Annotated in this window: 17 protein-coding genes, 2 rRNA genes and 1 pseudogene; 6 read left to right on the forward strand and 14 right to left on the reverse strand. The window is 70.4% G+C overall.

The window, feature by feature from the left end:
• Positions 1 to 4: 4 nt before the first annotated feature.
• Positions 5 to 1909, reverse strand: coding sequence for an AMP-binding protein (locus AC0QR5_RS06155; protein ID WP_329863654.1), 1905 nt, complete (start codon positions 1907 to 1909; stop codon positions 5 to 7).
• Between the two features lie 160 nt (positions 1910 to 2069).
• Here AC0QR5_RS06155 and AC0QR5_RS06160 point away from each other — a divergent pair, with 160 nt between their 5' ends.
• From AC0QR5_RS06160 to AC0QR5_RS06180, 5 genes are all read left to right on the forward strand, one after another.
• Positions 2070 to 2714: a GntR family transcriptional regulator gene (locus AC0QR5_RS06160; RefSeq protein ID WP_329863653.1), complete on the forward strand. Its 645-nt coding sequence runs from the start codon at positions 2070 to 2072 to the stop codon at positions 2712 to 2714.
• The gene (locus AC0QR5_RS06165) at positions 2711 to 4228 is read left to right on the forward strand and encodes an MmgE/PrpD family protein (protein ID WP_329863651.1); all 1518 of its coding nucleotides are present in this window, start codon (positions 2711 to 2713) and stop codon (positions 4226 to 4228) included. The genes AC0QR5_RS06160 and AC0QR5_RS06165 overlap by 4 nt, the downstream gene beginning before the upstream one ends.
• 2 nt (positions 4229 to 4230) lie before the next feature.
• Entirely contained in the window at positions 4231 to 5157 is a 927-nt protein-coding gene (gene prpB / locus AC0QR5_RS06170) for a methylisocitrate lyase (RefSeq protein WP_329863649.1), read from the forward strand.
• A 12-nt stretch (positions 5158 to 5169) separates the two neighbouring features.
• Positions 5170 to 6306: a bifunctional 2-methylcitrate synthase/citrate synthase gene (locus tag AC0QR5_RS06175; protein WP_329863648.1), complete on the forward strand. Its 1137-nt coding sequence runs from the start codon at positions 5170 to 5172 to the stop codon at positions 6304 to 6306.
• Positions 6307 to 6458: 152 nt separating this feature from the next.
• The gene (locus AC0QR5_RS06180; protein WP_329863647.1) at positions 6459 to 6602 is read left to right on the forward strand and encodes a hypothetical protein; all 144 of its coding nucleotides are present in this window, start codon (positions 6459 to 6461) and stop codon (positions 6600 to 6602) included.
• 43 nt (positions 6603 to 6645) lie between these two features.
• On the opposite strand, the pseudogene AC0QR5_RS06185 reads toward AC0QR5_RS06180, so the two are convergent.
• The 11 genes and pseudogenes from AC0QR5_RS06185 to AC0QR5_RS06235 form a co-directional block, all read right to left on the reverse strand.
• Positions 6646 to 7320, reverse strand: a pseudogene (locus AC0QR5_RS06185) (CHAD domain-containing protein); the annotation flags it as partial.
• Between the two features lie 54 nt (positions 7321 to 7374).
• Positions 7375 to 7857, reverse strand: a complete 483-nt coding sequence (locus AC0QR5_RS06190; protein ID WP_329863646.1) for an 8-oxo-dGTP diphosphatase — start codon at positions 7855 to 7857, stop codon at positions 7375 to 7377.
• A gap of 9 nt (positions 7858 to 7866) precedes the next feature.
• Positions 7867 to 8856 (reverse strand): site-specific tyrosine recombinase XerD, encoded by a 990-nt coding sequence (gene xerD, locus AC0QR5_RS06195; RefSeq protein WP_430633829.1) that lies wholly within the window; start codon positions 8854 to 8856, stop codon positions 7867 to 7869.
• Entirely contained in the window at positions 8853 to 9527 is a 675-nt protein-coding gene (locus AC0QR5_RS06200; RefSeq protein ID WP_329863645.1) for an NUDIX hydrolase, read from the reverse strand. The genes xerD and AC0QR5_RS06200 overlap by 4 nt, the downstream gene beginning before the upstream one ends.
• A gap of 2 nt (positions 9528 to 9529) precedes the next feature.
• Positions 9530 to 11224: a CTP synthase gene (locus AC0QR5_RS06205; protein ID WP_329863644.1), complete on the reverse strand. Its 1695-nt coding sequence runs from the start codon at positions 11222 to 11224 to the stop codon at positions 9530 to 9532.
• A 56-nt stretch (positions 11225 to 11280) separates the two neighbouring features.
• On the reverse strand, positions 11281 to 13017 hold the full coding sequence (recN, locus tag AC0QR5_RS06210; protein WP_329863642.1) for a DNA repair protein RecN: 1737 nt from the start codon (positions 13015 to 13017) through the stop codon (positions 11281 to 11283).
• Entirely contained in the window at positions 13014 to 14021 is a 1008-nt protein-coding gene (locus tag AC0QR5_RS06215) for an NAD kinase (protein ID WP_329863640.1), read from the reverse strand. The genes recN and AC0QR5_RS06215 overlap by 4 nt, the downstream gene beginning before the upstream one ends.
• Before the next feature lie 51 nt (positions 14022 to 14072).
• Positions 14073 to 14870 carry a TlyA family RNA methyltransferase gene (locus AC0QR5_RS06220; RefSeq protein ID WP_329863639.1) on the reverse strand — a complete coding sequence of 266 codons (798 nt, stop codon included), beginning with the start codon at positions 14868 to 14870 and terminating at the stop codon, positions 14073 to 14075.
• Positions 14871 to 15065 (reverse strand): hypothetical protein, encoded by a 195-nt coding sequence (locus tag AC0QR5_RS06225; RefSeq protein ID WP_329863637.1) that lies wholly within the window; start codon positions 15063 to 15065, stop codon positions 14871 to 14873. It lies immediately after the preceding gene.
• A complete protein-coding gene (locus tag AC0QR5_RS06230; RefSeq protein ID WP_329863635.1) occupies positions 15062 to 16069 on the reverse strand; it encodes an HAD-IIA family hydrolase in 1008 nt (335 codons plus the stop codon). Before AC0QR5_RS06230 ends, AC0QR5_RS06225 begins: the two co-directional genes overlap by 4 nt.
• 6 nt (positions 16070 to 16075) lie before the next feature.
• The gene (locus AC0QR5_RS06235) at positions 16076 to 16957 is read right to left on the reverse strand and encodes a hypothetical protein (protein ID WP_329863634.1); all 882 of its coding nucleotides are present in this window, start codon (positions 16955 to 16957) and stop codon (positions 16076 to 16078) included.
• Between AC0QR5_RS06235 and AC0QR5_RS06240 the strand changes: the two genes are divergently transcribed.
• Positions 16910 to 18133: a hypothetical protein gene (locus tag AC0QR5_RS06240; protein WP_329863633.1), complete on the forward strand. Its 1224-nt coding sequence runs from the start codon at positions 16910 to 16912 to the stop codon at positions 18131 to 18133. The two genes, AC0QR5_RS06235 and AC0QR5_RS06240, sit on opposite strands and share 48 nt — an antisense overlap.
• Before the next feature lie 122 nt (positions 18134 to 18255).
• Here the strand turns inward: AC0QR5_RS06240 and rrf are convergent.
• Positions 18256 to 18372, reverse strand: a 5S ribosomal RNA gene (rrf, locus tag AC0QR5_RS06245).
• Between the two features lie 158 nt (positions 18373 to 18530).
• Positions 18531 to 21664, reverse strand: a 23S ribosomal RNA gene (locus AC0QR5_RS06250).
• Positions 21665 to 21941 lie beyond the last annotated feature (277 nt).

Consider the following 21941-nt stretch of genomic DNA (forward strand, 5'->3'; position numbering starts at 1 on the left):
GCGCCTACGGACGTCCGCCGCGCAGCAGCTCGACGAGCCCGCCGACGACCGCCGGGTCCTCGATCGTGGACGGTACGGTGTACTCGTCGCCGTCGGCGATCTGCCGGATCGTCTTGCGCAGGATCTTGCCCGAGCGCGTCTTGGGCAGGGCCTCGACGATCCGCACCTCCTTGAACGCGGCCACGGCCCCGATCTCCGAACGCACGCGGGCGATCAGCTCCCCGGCGATCAGCTCCGGATCAGCCCGGACGCCGTGCTTGAGCACCACGAAGCCGCTGGGCCGCTGCCCCGTGAGCGCGTCCCGGATACCGACGACGGCGCACTCGGCGACGGCGGGGTGTCCCCCGAGCGCCTGCTCCATGGCGCCCGTGGAGAGCCGGTGGCCCGAGACGTTGATGACGTCGTCGGTGCGCCCCATGACGTAGAGGTATCCGTCCGCGTCGAGGTAGCCCGAGTCCCCCGTGGCGTAGTAGCCCGGGAACTGGGAGAGGTAGGAGTCGACGAAGCGGTCGTCGTCGCGCCACAGCGTCGCCAGCGTGCCCGGCGGCAGCGGGAGGCGCAGCGCGATGTTCCCCTCACGCCCCGGCCCCACCGGCCGGCCGCCGGGATCCAGGACCTCGACGGAGTACCCCGGGACGGGGACCCCGGGCGAACCGGGTCGGCGCGCGATCAGCTCGAGGCCCGCGGGAGTGGCCGCGATCGGCCACCCTGTCTCGGTCTGCCACCAGTTGTCGATCACGGGCACGCCCAGGATCCCGAGGGCCCACTCATAGGTACCGGGGTCGAGGCGCTCGCCGGCGACGAAGAGCCGCTGGAGCGTCGCCGTGTCTTCAGGCGAGAGCAGGGCCGCCTCCGGATCGGCCTTGCGGATGGCCCGCAGGGCGGTGGGGGCGGTGAACAGGACGTCGACGGCGTGGTCGCGGACCACGCGCCAGAAGGCGCCGGCGTCCGGGGTGCCCACGGGCTTGCCTTCGTAGAGCACGGTCGTGGCGCCGGCGATGAGCGGTCCGTAGACGATGTAGGAGTGGCCGACGACCCAGCCGACGTCGGACGCCGTGAACATCGTGCTCCCCCGGCCGACTCCGTAGATGTTGCGCATGGACCAGTCCATGGCCACGGCGTAGCCGCCGCTGTCGCGGACGATTCCCTTGGGCGCTCCCGTGGTGCCGGAGGTGTAGAGGATGTAGAGCGGGTGGGATGCGTCGACGGGCACGGGGTCGGCCGGGGCGGCCTCCGCGGCGAGCGCCTCCCAGTCCATCCAGTCGGCGCCGGCACCCCCGAAGTCGCCGAGCTCGTGGGCGAATCCCGGGCGCTGGTGGACGACGACCGTGGACACTGCGTGCCGGGCCAGCCGCAGCGCCTCGTCGACGGCGGGCAGGTACTCCACCCGGCGGGACGGTTCGATCCCGCCGGAAGCGGTGACGACGACGTCCGGCTGTGCGTCGTCGATGCGGGCGGCGAGCTCCTTGGGCGCGAAGCCGCCGAAGACGACCGAGTGCACCGCGCCGAGCCGAGCACAGGCGAGCATCGCGATGACCGCCTGCGGGATCATGGGCAGGTAGAGCAGGACGCGGTCCCCGGGGCCGACCCCGCGCCCGGCGAGGACGCCGGCGAAGCGGGCGACCTCCTCGAGCAGCTGGGCGTAGCTGAAGCGCCGGGCCGTGCCGAGTACCGCCGAGTCGTAGACGAGGGCGGTCTCCCCGCCCCGGCCGGCGGCCACGTGGCGGTCGAGCGCGTTGGCGCAGACGTTGAGCCGGCCCTCCGGAAACCACCGGTAGATCGGCGCGCGCGCATCGTCCAGGGCCCGCGCCGGGACCCGGTCCCAGTCGATCCCTGCGGCCGCCTCGAACCAGAACCCCTCGGGGTCCTCGGCGGCGCGGCGGTGGACGTCGGCGTAGCTCGGGGTCATGGTGCGGCCTCCTTGATGCGGTCCGTGAGGATTCCAGACTATGACGCACGCCACACCCGACACCATCTTTTGTATACACATTTCGCCGAATGGCCGCCTAAACGCGCCGAACGGAGCGGTTTGGTGGAGCAGGAGTCGAGGATATGTATACACTGGCGGCATGAAGGCGAGCGATCGGGCCTACAGTGCCCTCCGGGAGGAGATCGTCGAGTGGCGGCTGCGCCCCGGCGACGTCCTCGGGGAGGTCGAGCAGGCGGCGCGCCTCGGGGTCTCCCGCACGCCGCTGCGCGAGGCGCTGGCGCGCCTCGTCGCCGACGGGCTGGCCGTCCAGCAGCGCGGGCGCGCGACGGTCGTCTCCGACGTGTCGCTCGACCACGTCGACCACCTCTTCGAGCTGCGCCGCGCCCTCGAGGTCGCCGCGGCCCGGGCGGCCGCCCGCGGCACGCAGCGCGCGCGGTTCGCCGAGCTCGCGACGGAGTTCTCCGGCGTCGCGCTGGACGGCCCGGACGCCGTCGAAAGGTACTACGGGCTGGCCGCGGCGCTCGACGAGGCGCTCGACGAGGCGGCGGCGAACCCCTATCTGCTGCAGGCCCTGCGCGCGCTGCGCGTCCACCTCGCCCGGCTGCGGAGGCTCGCGTTCGACGACCCGGCCCGGCTGCGGGCCTCGGCCCACGAGCACGCCGTGATCGCCCGCGCCGTCGCCGCCGGCGACCCGGAACTGGCCGCCTCGGCGACCCACCTGCACCTCCACCACAGCCTCGACCACATCAAGACCCATTCCATCCCCCGGAAGGACACCCCATGATCAACCACCCCGTCCGCGTCTACCGCTCCGAAGAGCAGCTGCCCCGCGAACACCAGCTGGCGCACAAGATCGCCGTCGTCGCCGCGGATCCCGTCGCCGTCGACGCCGACGTCGTCGAGATGGTGGTCAACCGCGTCATCGACAACGCCTCGGTCGCCGTCGCCTCGCTCAACCGCGCCCCCATCGTCGCCGCGCGCGCCCAGGCCCTCGCCCATGCCCCCAGCACGGGCGGTTCCGGCTCCGCCGTCTTCGGCATCGAGGGCACGGCCTCCCCCGAGTGGGCCGCGTGGGCCAACGGCGTCGCGGTCCGCGAACTCGACTACCACGACACCTTCCTGGCCGCCGACTACTCGCACCCGGGAGACAACATCCCCCCGATCCTCGCCGTCGCCCAGCACGTCGGGGCCTCGGGCGCGGACCTGGTGCGGGGCATCGCGACCGGCTACGAGATCCAGGTCGACCTGGTCAAGGCGATCTGCCTGCACCGGCACAAGATCGACCATGTGGCCCACCTCGGCCCGTCGGCGGCGGCCGGGATCGGCACCCTGCTGGGCCTCGACGTCGAGACCATCTTCCAGGCCGTCGGGCAGGGCCTGCATACGACGACGGCGACGCGGCAGTCGCGTAAGGGCGAGATCTCGACGTGGAAGGCCCATGCGCCCGCCTTCGCGGGCAAGATGGCCGTCGAGGCCGCCGACCGGGCCATGCGCGGGCAGACCTCGCCCGTTCCGATCTACGAAGGCGAGGACGGCGTCATCGCCTGGCTCCTCGACGGCCCGGACGCCGCCTACGAGGTCCCGCTGCCGGCGCCCGGCGAGCCGAAGCGGGCGATCCTGGACACCTACACCAAGGAGCACTCGGCCGAATACCAGGCCCAGGCCTGGATCGACCTGGCCCGCAAGCTGCACCGCGAGCACCCGGAGGCCGCCGACCCGGCCAACGTGGCCTCCGTCCTGATCAAGACGAGCCACCATACCCACTACGTCATCGGCTCGGGCGCGAACGACCCGCAGAAGTACGACCCCACCGCCTCGCGCGAGACGCTGGACCACTCGATTCCGTACATCTTCACCGTGGCCCTGCAGGACGGCGCGTGGCACCACGTGGACTCCTACGCCCCGGAGCGGGCCGGGCGGCCCGACACGGTCGAGCTGTGGGGCAAGGTCGCCACGCAGGAGGATCCCGAGTGGACCCGCCGCTACCACTCGCTCGACATCGCCGAGAAGGCCTTCGGCGGCTCCGTGGAGATCACGCTGAAGGACGGGACGGTCCTGGCGGACGAGATCGCGGTCGCCGATGCCCACCCGCTCGGCGCCCGTCCGTTCGGCCGCGAGCAGTACATCCAGAAGTTCCGTACGCTGGCCGCCGGGCTCGTCGAGGAGGCGGAGATCGAACGCTTCCTGGCCGCGGCCGAGAACCTGCCGAACCTCGCCGCCGGCGAGCTCGGCCAGCTCAACGTCGTCGCCGCACCCGGCGTGGTCGACCTCGCCGCCGCGCCGAAGGGGCTGTTCTAGCCATGTTGTATTCCACCACCACGCCCCAGGCCAAGCGGGCGGCCCTGCGCGAGGCGCTCGTCCCGGGCGCGGGGCTGCAGTTCCCGGGGGCCTTCAATCCCCTCTCGGCCCGGCTCATCGGGGAGAAGGGCTTCGACGGCGTCTACATCTCGGGCGCCGTCCTCGCCAACGACCTCGGCCTGCCGGACATCGGATTGACGACCCTCACCGAGGTCGCGCAGCGCGCCGGACAGATCGCGCGGATGACGGACCTGCCGGCGATCGTGGACGCGGACACGGGCTTCGGCGAGCCCATGAACGTGGCCCGCACGGTCCAGGAGCTGGAGAACGCGGGCCTGGCCGGGTTGCACATCGAGGACCAGGTCAACCCCAAGCGTTGCGGCCACCTCGACGGCAAGGGCGTCGTCGATCTGGACACGGCCCTCAAGCGCGTCGCAGCGGCGGCCGACGCGCGCCGCGACCCGGACTTCCTCATCATGGCCCGGACGGACATCCGCGCCGTCGACGGGCTCGAGGCCGCGATCGACCGGGCCCGGGCCCTCGTGGACGCGGGCGCGGACGCCATCTTCCCGGAGGCGATGCGCAGCGTCGACGAGTTCGAGGCCGTCTGCCGTGCCGTCGACGTCCCCGTCCTGGCCAACATGACCGAGTTCGGCAAGAGCGCCCTGTTCCGCCGCGAGGAGCTGGCCGATGCCGGCGTCGCGATCGTGATCTACCCCGTCACCCTGCTCCGCTCAGCGATGGGCGCGGCGGAGCGGGTCCTCGAGGCCATCCGCGCCGACGGGACCCAGGAGGCCGAGGTCGGGAAGATGTTGACCCGCGCCCGGCTGTATGAGCTAGTGGACTACGAGGGCTACAACGGCTTCGACGCGGGGATCTTCAACTTCCGGGTCCCCGGCCTCGACACCGACGGCACGACCAACGCCTAGAAGGAGCACAGCATGACCGAGCCAGACATCAAGAAGGGCCTCGCCGGTGTCGTCGTGGACTACACGGCCGTGTCCAAGGTCAATCCGGACACCAACTCCCTGCTCTACCGCGGCTATCCGGTGCAGGAGCTCGCCGCCTCGAAGGGCTTCGAGGACGTCGCGCTGCTCCTGTGGACGGGCGAGCTGCCGGACGCCGCGGAGCTGGCGGACTTCACGGAGTTCGAGCGTTCACACCGCTCCCTCGACGCGAACGTCAAGGCGGCGATCGACCTGCTGCCGTTGGACTGCCACCCGATGGACGTGGGGCGGACCGCCGTCTCCGTCCTCGGCGCCAACCACCCGCTCGCGCCGGACTCCTCCCCGGAGGCCGAGCTGGCCAAGGCGAAGTCGCTTCTGGCGAAGTTCCCGGCCGTCGTCGCCTACGACCAGCGCCGCCGCCGGGGACTGGACCCCGTGGAGCCCCGCGCCGACCTGGACTACTCGCAGAACTTCCTCTGGATGACCTTCGGCCAGGAGGCCGCCCCCGAGGTCGTCGACGCCTTCCGGGTCTCGATGATCCTCTACGCGGAGCACTCCTTCAACGCCTCCACCTTCACCGCCCGCGTCGTCACCTCGACGCTCTCGGACCTGCACTCCGCCGTGACCGCGGCGATCGGCGCCCTCAAGGGGCCGCTGCACGGCGGCGCGAACGAGGCCGTGATGCACACCTTCGAGGAGATCGGCATCCGCCAGGACGAGCCGCGCGAGGAGGCGGCCGCCCGGGCGCGTGCCTGGATGGAGGACGCGCTGGCGCAGAAGAAGAAGGTCATGGGCTTCGGCCACCGCGTCTACAAGAACGGCGACTCCCGGGTCCCGACGATGAAGGCCGCGCTCGACGCCATGATCGCCCACTACGGCCGGGATGAGATCCTCGGGCTCTACGACGGCCTGGAGCAGGCGATGGGCGAGGCGAAGGACATCAAGCCGAACCTCGACTACCCGGCCGGCCCGACGTACCACCTCATGGGCTTCGACACGGAGATGTTCACGCCGCTGTTCATCGCGGCGAGGATCACCGGGTGGACGGCCCACATCATGGAGCAGCGGGCCTCCAACTCGTTGATCCGGCCGCTCTCGGCCTACAACGGACCGGATCAGCGCTCGGTCTGATCCCCCGGCTCCTCCCCGGGCGTCTTCCTCCCCTCGGGCGAGGACAGGCGCCCGAGGGCTTTCCGGTAGCGCTTCAGCGCGTCCCGGCCGAGGGCCTCCTCCCGGGTCCTGATCCAGCGGACGACGCCGGTGCCGCCGCCTTCCGCTGCCAGGTGGGCCAGGAGGGCGCGACCGTCGAGGTGGTCCCCCAGCGCTTCCTGGATCGCGTGCGCCGCCCGTTCCTGCCGGGCGGCGGAGGGGACCGCGCCGGGACCCGCGGCCTGCAGGGCGTAGCGCAGGGCGCGCGGCCTTCCTGACCGCGTGGAGCGCCTCCTCCCGGGCCCCTTCGGCTGCGTCCCGGTCGGGGCCGGTGCCCTCGGCGGCCTTCCAGCCGGGGCCGGAGCGGACGCTGGAGCGGACGGGCGCCGCGGCCAGCGCCTCGGCCTCCTCCGCCAGGCGCAGCACGAGGGCCCGCTGCCGCTCGAGCGCCGCGGCCACGTCCGGGGAGCCCGTCCCGGGCCCGCGCTGCCCGGCCTCCTCCCCCGGGCCGTCGACGGCGGATCCGCCGGGGTCGGCGGCCGCACGAACCGTGGAGCGCCCCTCGGCGGTGGCCAGCCAGGCGGCGAAGGCCCCGCGGGCTCCGGCGCGGGCGGGAGCGGACGGCACGGCGCCTGCGACGCCCGCCTCGGCGGCCTCGGCCACCCGCTGGGACAGCCGCGCGGCGAGTACCTCGGCGTCGCGGGGACCGGCGAGCGCGCGGCCGAGGAGCTTCAGGGCCGTCAGGCGCCTCCCGGCCTCGGCGGGGCCGAGGACCTCGAGCGCACTGCGGATCCGGCGGACGGCCGAGCGGGCGTCGTGGACGGATTCCGTTCCGCCGCCGGCCGAGGCCGCGTCCTCCACGAGCCGCTGCAGCCGCGAGGCGTCGGCGCGCACTGCATCGGCCACGCGGTCGACCAGGCCGTCGGCCGGTCGATCGGCGGGGTGGCCCGGCGGGTCGGCCGCCCGCCGCCGGCCCGCGTGCCGCTGCTCATGCATGCACCCATTCTCCCCTCTGGGGCCCGCCGGAACCGTCGCCCGGTGGCACGACGGCTAGGGGCGCTCGACGGCGGTGTAGGCGGCCACGGATTCGTTGTCCTCGGCGAGCACGACGTGGACGTCGAGGCGCCGGCCGGCGATGAGCGGGCCGAGCCAGCGGGCGGAGTCCTCCCACATCCGCGCTGCCGGCAGCCCGTCCACGGCATACCAGGCGGGGCGCAGTTCGGCGGAGTCCCGCAGCGTCCCGCGCGTGCGGAGGGCCAGGAGCACGGTGCAGCGCATGTCCGAGGCGGGGCGGGAGGGGAACTCGAAGCGGATCGTGGCCACGTCGGTGAGCTCGTCCGGGTCCGCCTCGAGGCCCGTTTCCTCGGCGAGTTCCCGGGCCGCCGCGTGGGCCGGGGTCTCCCCGGCTTCGATCTTGCCGCCCGGCAGCACGGTCTTGCCGCTGCCGAAGCCGCGGAGCTTGTCCCCGAGCAGGACCTCGGGGCCCCCGTCGCCGCGGCGCAGCGCGAGGCAGAGGACGACGTCGGTGCTCATCGGCCCAGTCTAGGTCCCGGAGCGCAGGGCCCGGGGATGCGCGGCCGCGTAGACCTCGCGCAGGGTGTCGGCCGTGACAAGGGTGTAGACCTGGGTCGTGGTGACGGAGGCGTGGCCGAGGAGCTCCTGGACGACGCGGACGTCCGCGCCGCCCTCCAGCAGGTGCGTCGCGAAGGAGTGGCGCAGGGTGTGCGGGGAGACGTCGCGGGTGATGCCCGCCCGTTCCGCGGCGGCCTTGAGGATGCTCCACGCGGACTGGCGGCTGAGCCGGCCCCCGCGCAGGTTGAGGAACAGGGCGGGCGTCCCCTGGCCCTTGGCGGCCAGGCCGGGCCGGCCGCGGACGAGGTACCCCTCGAGCGCGGAGGCGGCGTAGGACCCGAGCGGGACGATCCGCTCCTTGGATCCCTTGCCGAAGAGGCGGACGACGGCGGGGCCGTCGTCCGGGCGCTCGAGGTGCAGGTCGTCGACGTCGAGCCCGACGGCCTCGCTGATGCGGGCGCCGGTCGAGTAGAGGAACTCGAGCAGGGCGCGGTCGCGGAGGCCGCCCGGGGTCTCGGTGGGCACGGACTCGAGGATCGCGGCGACGTCGGCGGCGCTGATCGCCTTCGGCAGGCGCCGCCCGGCGGCGGGCGGGTGGAGTTCTGCCGCGGCGTTGTCCGGGGTCGTCCCCTCGAGCGCCCAGAAGCGGTGCAGCCCGCGGACGGCCACCACGCAGCGGGCCGCCGAACGCGGACCGAGGGGCGTGCCGCCGTCGGAGCCGTCCCGGAGCGCCTGGGCGAAGCCCGTCAGGAGCCCTTCCGTCACCGCGGACGCGTCCCGGATCCCCTGGGCCTCGAGGTAGGAGGCGTAGCGGACCAGGTCGCGCCGGTAGGCGGCGACGGTGTTCACGGCCATGCCCCGCTCGACGGCGAGGTGCTGCAGGTAGGCGGCCATCTGCCGTCCGGGGCCGGTCGAACCCAGCTCGAAGCGGGGGGCGGCGGGCGCCCCGGCCGTGCTCACGGTGCCGCCGGCGCGCCGGTCTCCGGCGTGCGCCGGCGCGGGTGCGCCTCCCACGGCGCGTCGGCCGGGCGCAGCGAGGCGTAGCCGTCGGCGGACGCTGCGCGGCAGGCCAGGATTCCGGCGACGGCCGAGGGATTGTGCACGCGGCCGTCGAGGACGGCGCGCACGGCGTCGTCGAGGGGGACCCAGGCGGTGTCCATGTCCGCTTCCTCGTCGGTGCGGACGTGGCGCTGCTCGAGGGGCACCTCCGACGCGCCGCGGGCCAGGAAGATCCGGATGGCCTCGGAGGAGGATCCCGGCGAGTTGAAGACGTCCACGAGCACGTCCCACCGGGCCGCGGTCAGGTCCGCCTCTTCCGCGAGCTCGCGCGCCGCGGCGGCCTGCGGGTCCTCCCCGTCCACGTCGAGCAGGCCCGCGGGAACCTCCCACAGCGTCATGCCGACGGGGTGCCGGTACTGGCTGATGAGCAGCACGCGGTCCTGCTCGTCCAGGACGACGACGGCGACGGCGCCGGGGTGGTCGATGTAGTCGCGGACGAGCGGCACGGCGGCGGCCGGGTACTCGAAGCTGTCCTGCACGACGTCCCAGACCCGCCCCGTGTAGACGGTGCGGGAGGACAGCACGCGGCGGGGCGTGACCTCGTCACGGACCCCGCCGCTGCCGGACGCCATGGCTACCGCCCGGCCTTCTGGTGGGCGAGGGCGGCCTTGACGAGGCCCGAGAAGAGCGGGTGCGGCCGCGTCGGACGGGAGCTCAGCTCGGGGTGCGCCTGCGTCGAGACGTAGTACGGGTGGACGGACTCCGGAAGCTCGACGAACTCGACGAGCCCGCCGTCCGGCGACGTCCCGGAGAACACGAGCCCGTGCTCCTCGAGCTGGGCGCGGAACGCGTTGTTGACCTCGTAGCGGTGGCGGTGGCGCTCGGCGACCTTGGCCTTGCCGTAGGTCCTGGCCGTGACCGAGCCGTCCGCAAGGACGGCGTCGTAGAGTCCCAGGCGCATCGTGCCGCCGAGGTCGCCCTTGCCGTCGACGATCTCCAGCTGCTCCTCCATGGTGGCGATCACGGGGAACTCGGTCTCCGGCTCGAACTCCGTGGACGAGGCCCCGGCGAGTCCGGCGACGTTGCGGGCGTACTCGATGACCATGCTCTGCAGGCCCAGGCACAGGCCGAGCGTCGGCAGCCCGTTCTCGCGGGCGAACCGCAGGGCGCCGAGCTTGCCCTCGAGGCCGCGGATGCCGAAGCCGCCGGGGACGCAGATCGCGTCGACGCCCGCCAGCGCCGCCGCCGCGCCCTCCTGGGTCGCGCAGTCGTCCGACGGGACCCAGCGGATCGCGACCTTGGCCTTGTTGGCGAAGCCGCCCGCGCGCAGCGCCTCGGTCACGGAGAGGTAGGCGTCGGGGAGGTCGATGTACTTGCCGACGAGCGCGACCTCCACGTGGTGCTTGGGGTGGTGGACCGCGTCGAGGAGCTTGTTCCACTTGGACCAGTTCACGTCCTTGAACTTCAGTCCGAGCGACTGGACGATGTACGCGTCGAGTCCCTGTTCGTGGATCTTGACCGGGATGTCGTAGATGCTCGGCGCGTCGGCGCAGTTGATGACCGCTTCCGGATCGACGTCGCACGTGCGGCCGAGCTTCTCGCGCATATCCGCGGGGATCTCGCGGTCGGAGCGGATGACGAGGGCCTCGGGCTGGATGCCGATGGAGCGCAGGGCGGCGACCGAGTGCTGGGTCGGCTTGGTCTTCAGCTCCTGCGACGGGCCGATGTAGGGCACGAGGGAGACGTGGACGAAGAAGACGTTGCCGCGGCCGACGTCCTGGCGGACCTGGCGGGCGGCCTCGAGGAACGGCTGCGACTCGATGTCGCCCACCGTGCCGCCGATCTCGGTGATGATGACGTCGGGGGCCTTCTTGGACTCCGCCGGGAGGCGCATGCGGCGCTTGATCTCGTCGGTGATGTGCGGGATGACCTGCACGGTGTCGCCGAGGTAGTCGCCGCGGCGTTCCTTCTCGATGACCGCGGAGTAGACCTGGCCGGTCGTCACGTTCGCGGAGCCATCGAGGTTCTCGTCGAGGAACCGCTCGTAGTGGCCGATGTCGAGATCCGTCTCGGCGCCGTCGTCCGTGACGAAGACCTCGCCGTGCTGGAACGGGTTCATGGTCCCTGGATCGACGTTCAGGTAGGGGTCGAGCTTCTGCATGGTGACGGAGAGGCCGCGCGCCCGGAGCAGGTGACCGAGGCTCGAGGCCGTCAGTCCCTTGCCCAGGGAGGAGGCCACGCCACCGGTGACGAAGATCTGCTTGGTAGTTTCGGAGGACCGGGAATTACGGGAAAAAGTTCGCTGCACCACGGAATTCGAGCCTATCATCATTTCGCCGGACGGGGGTTGGGGACACTCTACTGGAGGGGTACGACGCCGGGGCCTCACCCGAGCGCGGAGACGGCCTGCCGGGCCTCCTCCAGGAGCTCGCCCGCGTGGGCCTGGGCCGTGTCCGATTCCTCCTGGCCCGCGAGCATCCTGGCCAGTTCGCGGATCCGCTCCGGTTCGTCGAGCAGGACCACGTCGCTCGCCGTGAATCCCGCTCCCCCGTCGGCGGCCGCATCCGAGCTCTTGATCACGCGGATGTGGCGGTCGGCATAGGCGGCGACCTGCGGCAAGTGGGTGACGACGATGACCTGGACATGCCGTGCGAGCATGGCCAGCCGCTTGCCGATCTGTACGGCCGCCTTGCCGCCGACGCCGGCGTCCACCTCGTCGAAGACGAACGTGGGGACGGGATCCACGGCGGCCAGGACCACCTCGATCGCGAGCATCACACGGGAGAGCTCGCCACCGGAGGCGCCCTTGCCGAGGGGCCGGGGCGCGCTGCCCGCATGGGGCTGCAGGAGCATGCGCACCTCGTCGGCCCCGTGGCGCGCCGCCTGGGCCGCGGGCAGGACCTCCACGACGAAGCGGGCGTCCGGCATGGCCAGGGCGGCGAGCTCGGCCGTGACCCGGTCCGCGAGCTCGGCCGCCGCGCTCGTCCGCAGCCCGGTGAGGGTGGCGCCGAGCGCCGCGAGCTCGGCCCGCAGCCGCTCCTCCTCGGCCGTGAGCGCCTCGATGCGCCCGGAGTCGTCCTGCAGTTCGCCCAGGCGGGCGCGCGCCTGCGCCGCCCACTCGAGGACCTCGTCGATGCCCGGAGCGTACTTCCGCACCAGCACGGACAGCGCGGCGCGGCGCTCCTCCACCTCCGCGAGCCGGCCGGGCCCATCGGCGTCGAGCCCGGCCGCGTAGCTCGAGAGCTCGGCCGAGACATCGGCCAAGAGGTAGCCGACCTCCTTCAACCGCCCGGAGAGGGCGGCCAGCTCGGGATCGTCCCCGCCCGCCTGCTCGAGGGATCGTTGGGCCGCCTCCACGAGCACCGTGGCCGCCGGCGCGTCGGCGTAGTCGTCTCCCGAGACGGCCGCCTGCGCCGTGAGCGCCGCGGAGCGCAGGCCCTCAAGGTTCGTGAGCTTCATGGACTCCGCCTTGAGCGCCTCGTCCTCCCCCGGCCCGGGGTCCACGGCGTCGATTTCCTCGAGCGAGAGCTGCAGCGCCTCCGCCTCGCGCAGCCGTTCGCGCTGGCGGCCCGTCAGCTCCCCGAGCTCGGCCTGGACATCGCGCCACCGGTCGAAGGCCGTGCCGTAGTCCTCCACGGCGCGGGCGAGCTCCCGCCCGCCGAACTTGTCGAGGGCTCCCCGTTGCGCGGCGGCCTCCTTGAGCCGCAACTGGTCCGTCTGCCCGTGGACCACCACGAGCTCGGCTCCGAGCTCCGCGAGGAGGCCGACAGGCGCCGCCCGTCCGCCGACGGCGGCCTTGCTGCGTCCCTCGGCACCCACGGTGCGGCTGATGATCAGTCCCGCTTCGTCGTCGTCCTCGTCGACCAGCGCCCCGGCCTCCTCCGCCCGGCGGACCACGGACCCGCCGGCGGGAAGGCGCAGGCTCGCCTCGGCGACCGCCTGGCGGGCGCCGTGGCGCACGGATCCGGCGTCGGCCCGGGCGCCTAGGAGGAGCCCCAGGGCCGTGACGACCATGGTCTTCCCGGCCCCGGTCTCCCCCGTGACCACGCTCAGGCCCGCGCCGAGGGGCAGGCTGGCGCCGGTGATGACGCCGAGGTCCGAGATGCGGATCTCCTCGATCATGGGTGCTGTTCCTCCGTCCGCGGCTGGTGGTAGCGGGGTTCGACGACGTGCAGGGGGGCCGGGACGAGCGGCAGGGCCGTCGTGTCGGCCTCGCGGTCCTTGTCCGGGACGGGACCGCGCCAGCCGCTCGTGGGCAGCTCGAACTTGCGGACGAGGCGCTCACTGAAGGGCGTCTTGTTCACCCGTGCCAGCCGCACGGGCTTCGGCGACCTCGTCACCTCGACGCGGGAGCCGGGTGGAAGGTCCACGGTGCGCCGGCCGTCGCACCAGAGCACCGCCTGGGCGTCGGTGCGGGTCAGCAGCTCGAGGGCCATGGTCGAGGTCGGGGCGACGACGAGCGGCTTCGCGAAGAGCGCGTGGGCGCTGATGGGGACCATGACGAGCGCCTCCACCTCCGGCCACACCACGGGGCCGCCGGCGGAGAAGGCGTAGGCGGTGGAGCCGGTGGGCGTGGCCATGACCATGCCGTCGCAGCCGAACGTGCTGATGGGGCGCCCGTCGATCTCCATGACGACCTCGATCATGCGTTCGCGGTTGGCCTTCTCGACCGCGGCCTCGTTGAGCGCCCAGGTGTGGGCGATGCGGCGGTTGCCGAACCAGACCTGGACGTCGATCGCCATGCGTTCCTCGACCGTGTACTCGCGGTTGACGACCCATTCGACCGTCTGCTGCAGGTCGGTCCGCTCGCTCTCCGCGAGGAAGCCGACGTGGCCGAGGTTCACGCCGAGCAGGGGGACGTTCGAGTTGCGCACGAGTTCGGCCGAGCGCAGGACCGTGCCGTCGCCGCCGAGCACCATGCCGAGGTCGATCTCGTCGAGCTGGACGTCCTCGCCCAGGACGGAGACCTCGAGCTGCTCCGCCTCGAGGGAATTGCGCAGATTCTGCAGCTCCAGCCGGCGCATGACCGGGACCAGCCCGTGGGCCCTCAGGCTCAGGCACGTGTCGAGGGTGGCCTGCAGGGAGTCTTCGCGTCCGGTGTGGGCCAGGACGAGGATCCTTCTCATGAGTTCCTTCCGTCGGCGTTCCGGGCGTGGCCCGGATGCCCGGGCCCGTGATCAAGAATAGTCAACCTCGTCGAGAACGGCGGGGAAGGCGTCCGGCTGTGGAGGGCCGCCGGGGTCCGGGACACGGAGGCGGAGGAAGAACTCGGCGTTGCCGTCCTGCCCCGGCAAGGGGCTGCGCGCGAGCCCGCGGAGGGCCAGGCCCGCGCTCCGGGCCGAGTCGATCACCGCTTCGACGGCTCGGCGGCGCCAGCCCGGGTCGGTGACGACGCCGGTGCGGGAGAGGTTCTCGCGGCCCACCTCGAACTGCGGCTTGACCATGAGGACGAGGTCGCCGCCCGGGCGCGTCGCGGCGGCCAGGGGCGCCATGACCAGGGTGAGGGAAATGAAGGAGAGGTCGGCCACGACGAGGTCGACCGGGCCACCGAGGTCGGCGGCCTCGAGATGGCGCACGTTGTAGCCCTCGCGGACGTCGACCCGCGGGTCCCGGCGCAGCTCGTCCACGAGCTGGCCGTGGCCGACGTCGACGGCGGCCACGGATGCCGCCCCGCGCAGCAGCAGCACCTGGGTGAATCCGCCCGTCGAGGCGCCGGCGTCGAGGCAGCGGCGGCCCCGGACGACGACGTCGTCGAAGGCGTCGAGCGCGCCGGCGAGCTTGTGGCCCGCGCGGCTCACGTACTCGGCGCCCTCCGCCGGCAGGACCTCGAGGCGTTGGCCCTCGGCGACGGGACGGGACGCCTTGGCCGCCGGGGCCCCGTCGAGGAGGACCCGTCCCCCGGCGACGAGCGCGGCGGCCTGCGTCCGGGACCGCGCCAGGCCGCGCGCGACGAGTTCGGCGTCCAGCCGGGCCACCTAGCGCTCCCCGTCCGCGTCCAGGGCGGCCCGCAGGGCGTCGTGGACGGCTTCGAAGACCTCCTGATGCGCCCCCACGGGCAGCCCCGGCAGCCGGCCCAGCTCGCCCAGGGCCGCGTCGACATCGGCGTTGCCGGTCGGGGCGGGCACCTCGGGCCAGTCGACCTCGGGCACCTCGGGCCGGTCGGACGTCATCGGCTTCCCCCGGACGCCCCCGAGAACACGAGGTCCGGACGCGTGCGCGAGGCCGCCTCGGGGGTGGCCGCCCACCACGCCGCGCACGCGGCGCGCCACGCGTCAAGGTCGTCCTCGACGCCCGCGACCGTCACGGTCCCATCGACGACGCGGGCCGACGCCCCGCCGCAGCGGTGGGCTCCGGCGTCGTGCTCCAAGGCCGGGTAGGGCTCGTAGAGCCCGGCCAGGTTGCCGAGGATGTATCTCGGGCGTTCTGCGGCCGCGGCGCCCAGGATCTCGGCGGTGCCGTCGATGCCCGTGAGGATGGAAGCCGTCGCGAAGCCCGCGCGGTTGCCACCCAGGATGTCGGTGTCCAGACGGTCGCCCACGACGAGCGGGCGGTCCGCGCCGAGGGTCCGCGCGGCGCGTTCGAACAGGAGCGGCTCGGGCTTGCCGGCGACGAGCGGCACGGCCCCCGTCGCGTTGGCGACGGCATCGACGAGCGAGCCGTTGCCGGGGGCGATGCCCTCCGCGCGCGGAATCGTCAGGTCCGTATTGGTCGCGACCCACGCCGCCCCGCGCTGGATCGCGTACGCGGCCTCGGCCAGGTCCGTCCAGCCGAGAGTGGGATCGAAGCCCTGGATGACGGCGGCCGGCGCATCCGCCGCCGAGTCCACCACGCGGAAGCCCCGCGACTCGACGCAGGAACGCAGGTATCCGCTCCCGACCACGAGGACGGGCGCGCCCGGTGCGATCAATCCGGCCAGGAGCTCGCTGCCCGCGGCCGCGGAGCCGAAGACCTGGCCGGCCGTCGCGGGCGCGCCCAGGCCGCACAAGTGCTCCGCGACCTGTTCGGGCGAGCGGGACGCGTTGTTGGTGATGTAGGCGAGCGCGACGCCGTGCCCGTGCAGTCCGCGCAGCGCAGGCACCGCTTCGGGCACGGCGCCCGCGCCGGCGTAGACCACTCCGTCGAGGTCGGAGAGGACCGCGTCGTAGGAGGAAATCAGCAGGGGCGTCGTCGTCATCGGGCGCTACTGCTCCGATCCGTCGCGGGCAGCGGCATCCTGCGTCTCGTCACCGGTGTCCAGCGCCTCGGCCTCGTCGGCGCTGCCGTCGACGTCGAGCTCGCTGCCGGCGTCGAGGAAGTCGTCCGACTCCACGTCGTCCGCGTCCGTGTCGGGGTCAGCGGCATCGCCGGGGATGTCCCCGGAGTTGTCCTGGTCCGCGCCGTCCGCGCCCTCACCGGCGTCCTGCTCGTCAGCGCCCTCGTACAGGCCGTCCTCGGCGTCGATGCCCTCTTCCTGGCCGGCCGGAAGGACGACGTCCTTGGCGCGGGGCTTCTCGACGGGCTCGTCGTCGTCCTCCCCGAGGTCCATGATCTCGGGATCCGCGAACTCGCCCACGCCGAGCGCGCTCTCGGCGATGACGATCTGCCGGCGCCACAAGGCCGCCTCCTCGTCCTTGCCGACGGCCTCGAGGGCGTCGGCGTAGACCGCGAAGAGCCGCGGGCTGAAGGAGAAGGCGCGGTTGATGTCGAGTTGCGGGATGCGCAGCTCCTCGAGGGCCTCCTCGAGATGGCCGAGATCGGTCTGCGCACCCGAGGCGACGATCGCCATCTCGACGCGGGCCGGAACGTCGAGGGCCGCGGCCTCCTCGCTCCGCGCCGTCTCGAGGGCCTTCTCCGGCTTGCCGAGGCCGCGCTCGCAATCGGCCATGATCGGCAAGTGGATGTTCGATCCGCTGATGCGGCGGAAGGTCCGGAACTCCCGCAGGGCATCCGCGTACTTGCCGGCCGCGTAGGCGGTCAGGCCGACGGCCTCGCGCACGACGGCCACGCGGCCTCCGCGGCGGCTGGCCGCCAGGGCGTGGTCGTAGGCGAGCTCTGGGTCGAGGTCGATCAGGCGCCCGGCCATCACCAGGTGCTTGGAGACCCATTCGTTGTTCTTGTCGTCCAGGTAGCGCAGCTCGGCCTTCGTGATGCGGTCGAGCTCCTTGCCCGTGACGTCGTCGTCGATCTCGGGCGAACGTCCGCGGTCACCGCGGTTGGCGATGCGCAGATCCGCCGGGTTGTGCGGGCGAGCCTCGTCGCGGTCCGGCCGGGGGAAGGACTGCTCGCGATCGGCAGGGCGCCCGCCACGGGGCTTGTCGCCCGCGCCACGGGAGGGCGCGCTCCGGCGTTCGTCGCCGCCGCGGTATCCGCCTTCACGACGCTGGCCGCCCTGGTAGCCACCTTCACGTCGATCATTGCCACCGCGGTATCCACCTTCGCGGCGGTCGTTGCCACCGCGGAAACCACCTTCACGGCGGTCGTTGCCACCGCGGAAGCCACCTTCACGGCGCTCACCACCCTGGTAGCCGCCCTCACGACGCTGGCCGCCCTGGTAGCCGCCCTCACGGCGATCGTTGCCACCACGGAAACCACCCTCGCGACGCGCACCACCCTGGGAGCCACCCTCACGGCGATCGTTGCCACCACGGAAACCACCCTCGCGGCGGTCCCCACCCTGGTAGCCACCCTCGCGGCCGTCGTTACCACCGCGGAAACCACCTTCACGGCGCTCACCACCCTGGTAGCCACCCTCACGACGCTGGCCGCCCTGGTAGCCGCCCTCACGACGCTGGCCGCCCTGGTAGCCGCCCTCACGGCGGTCGTTGCCACCACGGAAACCACCTTCACGGCGCTCACCACCCTGGTAGCCGCCCTCACGGCGGTCGTTGCCACCACGGAAACCACCCTCGCGGCGCTCACCACCCTGGTAGCCGCCCTCACGGCGATCGTTCCCACCACGGAAACCACCCTCGCGGCGCTCACCACCCTGGTAGCCGCCCTCACGGCGATCGTTCCCACCGCGGAAACCACCTTCACGGCGCTCACCACCCTGGTAGCCGCCCTCACGACGCTGGCCGCCCTGGTAGCCACCTTCGCGGCGATCGTTGCCACCACGGAAACCACCCTCGCGGCGCTCGCCGCCCTTCTCGTGGTTGTTGTGCTTGCGGGGTCGATCTCCGCGGGAAGACTGCTGCTCGTCAGCCACTGTGGCCGTTCCTCTCTGAGACGCGCGGATGGCACGCCTGGGTGGTGTTACTGATGGGGCCGAGCCGTCGGCCCGTTCTGCGACTCATTCAATCTTAGTCGAGCGGAGCTCCGCCCGATTCTGACGCTTAAACGTCAGGACCCCCAGCCGTGAGGTTGGGGGTCCTGGTAATGGTTGTCCGGCGGTGTCCTACTCTCCCACACCCTCCCGAGTGCAGTACCATCGGCGCTGTGGGTCTTAGCTTCCGGGTTCGGTATGGGACCGGGCGTTTCCCCCACGCTATGACCGCCGTAACCCTTGCTCCGCGACCCCCGTGGTGGGGGTGGGAAATCTTGTGGGTCACGTGGTTGTTTCCGTGACAGTGGTTCTATTTGATTGTAGCGAAACTGGTTGTTGTTTCGGTACCGCATAGTGGACGCAGCATGCTTGCCACACACGTGGTGTGGTGTTTGTGGTGTAAGTTGTCGGCCTATTAGTACGGGTCGGCTTCACGAGTCTTTGGTCCTCGCTTCCACGTCCCGCCTATCAACCCAGTGGTCTGGCTGGGGGCCTCTCACCAACAAGTGGTATGGAAATCTCATCTTGAAGCGGGCTTCCCGCTTAGATGCTTTCAGCGGTTATCCCATCCGAACGTAGCCAATCAGCGGTGCACTTGGCAGTACAACTGACACACCAGAGGTTCGTCCGTCCCGGTCCTCTCGTACTAAGGACAGCCCTTCTCAAATTTCCTGCGCGCGCAGCGGATAGGGACCGAACTGTCTCACGACGTTCTAAACCCAGCTCGCGTACCGCTTTAATGGGCGAACAGCCCAACCCTTGGGACCTACTCCAGCCCCAGGATGCGACGAGCCGACATCGAGGTGCCAAACCATGCCGTCGATATGGACTCTTGGGCAAGATCAGCCTGTTATCCCCGAGGTACCTTTTATCCGTTGAGCGACGGCCCTTCCACGAGGTGCCGCCGGATCACTAGTCCCGACTTTCGTCCCTGCTCGAGCTGTCGCTCTCACAGTCAAGCTCCCTTGTGCACTTACACTCGACACCTGATTGCCAACCAGGCTGAGGGAACCTTTGGGCGCCTCCGTTACTTTTTGGGAGGCAACCGCCCCAGTTAAACTACCCATCAGGCACTGTCCCTGACCCAGATCATGGGCCGAAGTTAGGAATCCGGTACGGCCAGAGTGGTATTTCAACGACGACTCCACGGCCACTGGCGTGTCCGCTTCACAGTCTCCCACCTATCCTACACAAGCCGCACCGAACACCAATACCAAACTATAGTAAAGGTCTCGGGGTCTTTCCGTCCTGCTGCGCGTAACGAGCATCTTTACTCGTAGTGCAATTTCGCCGAGTTCATGGTTGAGACAGCGGGGAAGTCGTTACTCCATTCGTGCAGGTCGGAACTTACCCGACAAGGAATTTCGCTACCTTAGGATGGTTATAGTTACCACCGCCGTTTACTGGGGCTTGAATTCCCGGCTTCGCCTTGCGGCTGACCGGTCCTCTTAACCTTCCAGCACCGGGCAGGAGTCAGTCCGTATACATCGTCTTGCGACTTCGCACGGACCTGTGTTTTTAGTAAACAGTCGCTTCCCCCTGGTCTCTGCGGCCCCGATCCCCTCACACACGCGTGGCGTGCTCAGGGTTGGGGCCCCCCTTCTCCCGAAGTTACGGGGGCATTTTGCCGAGTTCCTTAACCATGATTCTCTCGATCGCCTTGGTATTCTCTACCTGATCACCTGTGTCGGTTTGGGGTACGGGCGGTTGGAACCTCGCGCCGATGCTTTTCTTGGCAGCATAGGATCACCGGATCACCCACCAACGTGGGCGCCTATCGGGTCTGAGCCATGTAACGGGGAACGGATTTGCCTATTCCCCGGCCTACGCCCTTGGACCAGGTCGATTCCATTGCCTGGCCCGGCTACCTTCCTGCGTCACACCTGTTAATACGCTGACCTCGCCGGCTCGGTTCCCGCGCCGCCCACCCGGTGGGAGCCCCGAAGGGATCCCGGTGGATGGTTGGGGCGGTTAGCATCGCCGGTCCGGTAGGGACGGTTCTTCACCGGTACGGGAATATCAACCCGTTGTCCATCGACTACGCCTGTCGGCCTCGCCTTAGGTCCCGACTTACCCAGGGCAGATTAGCTTGACCCTGGAACCCTTGATCATTCGGCGGACGGGTTTCCCACCCGTCTTTCGCTACTCATGCCTGCATTCTCACTCGTGCCGGCTCCACCACTGGTTTCCACCGCGGCTTCACTGCCGGCACGACGCTCCCCTACCCACCCGGACGGCTGGACCACGAAGGCCTGCCTGGTATCCGGATGACGCGACTTCGGCGGTGTGCTTGAGCCCCGCTACATTGTCGGCGCGGAATCACTTGACCAGTGAGCTATTACGCACTCTTTCAAGGGTGGCTGCTTCTAAGCCAACCTCCTGGTTGTCTGGGCAACTCCACATCCTTTCCCACTTAGCACACGCTTGGGGGCCTTAGTCGGCGTTCTGGGCTGTTTCCCTCTCGACCATGAAGCTTATCCCCCACGGTCTCACTGCTGCGCTCTGACTTACCGGCATTCGGAGTTTGGCTGACGTCAGTAACCTGGTCGGGCCCATCGGCCATCCAGTAGCTCTACCTCCGGCAAGAAACACGCAACGCTGCACCTAAATGCATTTCGGGGAGAACCAGCTATCACGGAGTTTGATTGGCCTTTCACCCCTACCCACAGCTCATCCCCTCCATTTTCAACTGAAGTGGGTTCGGTCCTCCACGCGCTCTTACACGCGCTTCAACCTGGCCATGGGTAGATCACTCCGCTTCGGGTCTAGACCGTGCCACTGAATCGCCCTATTCAGACTCGCTTTCGCTACGGCTCCCCCACACGGGTTAACCTCGCGACACAGCACTAACTCGCAGGCTCATTCTTCAAAAGGCACGCCGTCACCCCAACAAGGAGGCTCCGACGGATTGTAGGCACACGGTTTCAGGTACTGTTTCACTCCCCTCCCGGGGTACTTTTCACCTTTCCCTCACGGTACTTGTCCGCTATCGGTCATTGGGTAGTATTCAGGCTTACCAGGTGGTCCTGGCGGATTCGCACGGGATTTCTCGGGCCCCGTACTACTTGGGATGCCACCACAGGACGGCGGAACGCATTACGGCTACGGGACTCACACCCCCTCTGGTCCGGCCTTCAAACCGGTTCGCCTATACGCCCGCACCTCGCCCCACCAGCCCGGCAGAACTGGTATGGATGGTCCCACGACCCCGGCCATGCAACGCCCGCCGGCTATCACACATGGACCGGTTTAGCCCCATCCGCTTTCGCTCGCCACTACTCACGGAATCACTGTTGTTTTCTCTTCCTGCGGGTACTGAGATGTTTCACTTCCCCGCGTTCCCCCCGGACAGCCTATGTGTTCAGCTGCCGGTCACACAGACACTCGCGCGCTGTGCGGGGTTTCCCCATTCGGAAATCCTGGCCTCAACGTCCGGTTATCGACTCCACCAGGCTTATCGCAGATTCCCACGTCCTTCTTCGGCTCCCAATGCCAAGGCATCCACCGTGCGCCCTTGAAAACTTGACCACAAACAGGCCAAGCAAGAGCACTTACTTACGAACAATCGAGAAAACCACGCCCACCCACACCGGGGCGGACAGGGTCTTCCATCATCAAAGAAATTGCTATTGCACTCCACCACCCACAGGGACAAAACCCCGAAGGCGATGGCATACAAGATGCTCGCGTCCACTATGCAGTTCCCAAACAACAACCCCCATCACACCCACCACCAACCCCCCACCCCCGCAACACCAGCACAACACTGGGAAACAAGGACGATACGGGGCCGGCTTAGGCCATG

Source organism: Arthrobacter sp. J156, assembly GCF_056172865.1.

Excerpts from the sequence above, each read along its gene's own strand:
- AC0QR5_RS06175 (WP_329863648.1), top strand. The coding sequence starts at position 5,170 with ATGACCGAGCCAGACATCAAGAAGGGCCTCGCCGGTGTCGTCGTGGAC.
- AC0QR5_RS06155 (WP_329863654.1), bottom strand. The coding sequence starts at position 1,909 with ATGACCCCGAGCTACGCCGACGTCCACCGCCGCGCCGCCGAGGACCCC.
- AC0QR5_RS06235 (WP_329863634.1), bottom strand. The coding sequence starts at position 16,957 with ATGGCCGGGCGCCTGATCGACCTCGACCCAGAGCTCGCCTACGACCAC.
- AC0QR5_RS06230 (WP_329863635.1), bottom strand. The coding sequence starts at position 16,069 with ATGACGACGACGCCCCTGCTGATTTCCTCCTACGACGCGGTCCTCTCC.
- AC0QR5_RS06225 (WP_329863637.1), bottom strand. The coding sequence starts at position 15,065 with ATGACGTCCGACCGGCCCGAGGTGCCCGAGGTCGACTGGCCCGAGGTG.
- AC0QR5_RS06200 (WP_329863645.1), bottom strand. The coding sequence starts at position 9,527 with ATGGCGTCCGGCAGCGGCGGGGTCCGTGACGAGGTCACGCCCCGCCGC.
- AC0QR5_RS06165 (WP_329863651.1), top strand. The coding sequence starts at position 2,711 with ATGATCAACCACCCCGTCCGCGTCTACCGCTCCGAAGAGCAGCTGCCC.
- prpB (WP_329863649.1), top strand. The coding sequence starts at position 4,231 with ATGTTGTATTCCACCACCACGCCCCAGGCCAAGCGGGCGGCCCTGCGC.
- recN (WP_329863642.1), bottom strand. The coding sequence starts at position 13,017 with ATGATCGAGGAGATCCGCATCTCGGACCTCGGCGTCATCACCGGCGCC.
- AC0QR5_RS06215 (WP_329863640.1), bottom strand. The coding sequence starts at position 14,021 with ATGAGAAGGATCCTCGTCCTGGCCCACACCGGACGCGAAGACTCCCTG.
- AC0QR5_RS06190 (WP_329863646.1), bottom strand. The coding sequence starts at position 7,857 with ATGAGCACCGACGTCGTCCTCTGCCTCGCGCTGCGCCGCGGCGACGGG.
- AC0QR5_RS06205 (WP_329863644.1), bottom strand. The coding sequence starts at position 11,224 with ATGATAGGCTCGAATTCCGTGGTGCAGCGAACTTTTTCCCGTAATTCC.
- AC0QR5_RS06160 (WP_329863653.1), top strand. The coding sequence starts at position 2,070 with ATGAAGGCGAGCGATCGGGCCTACAGTGCCCTCCGGGAGGAGATCGTC.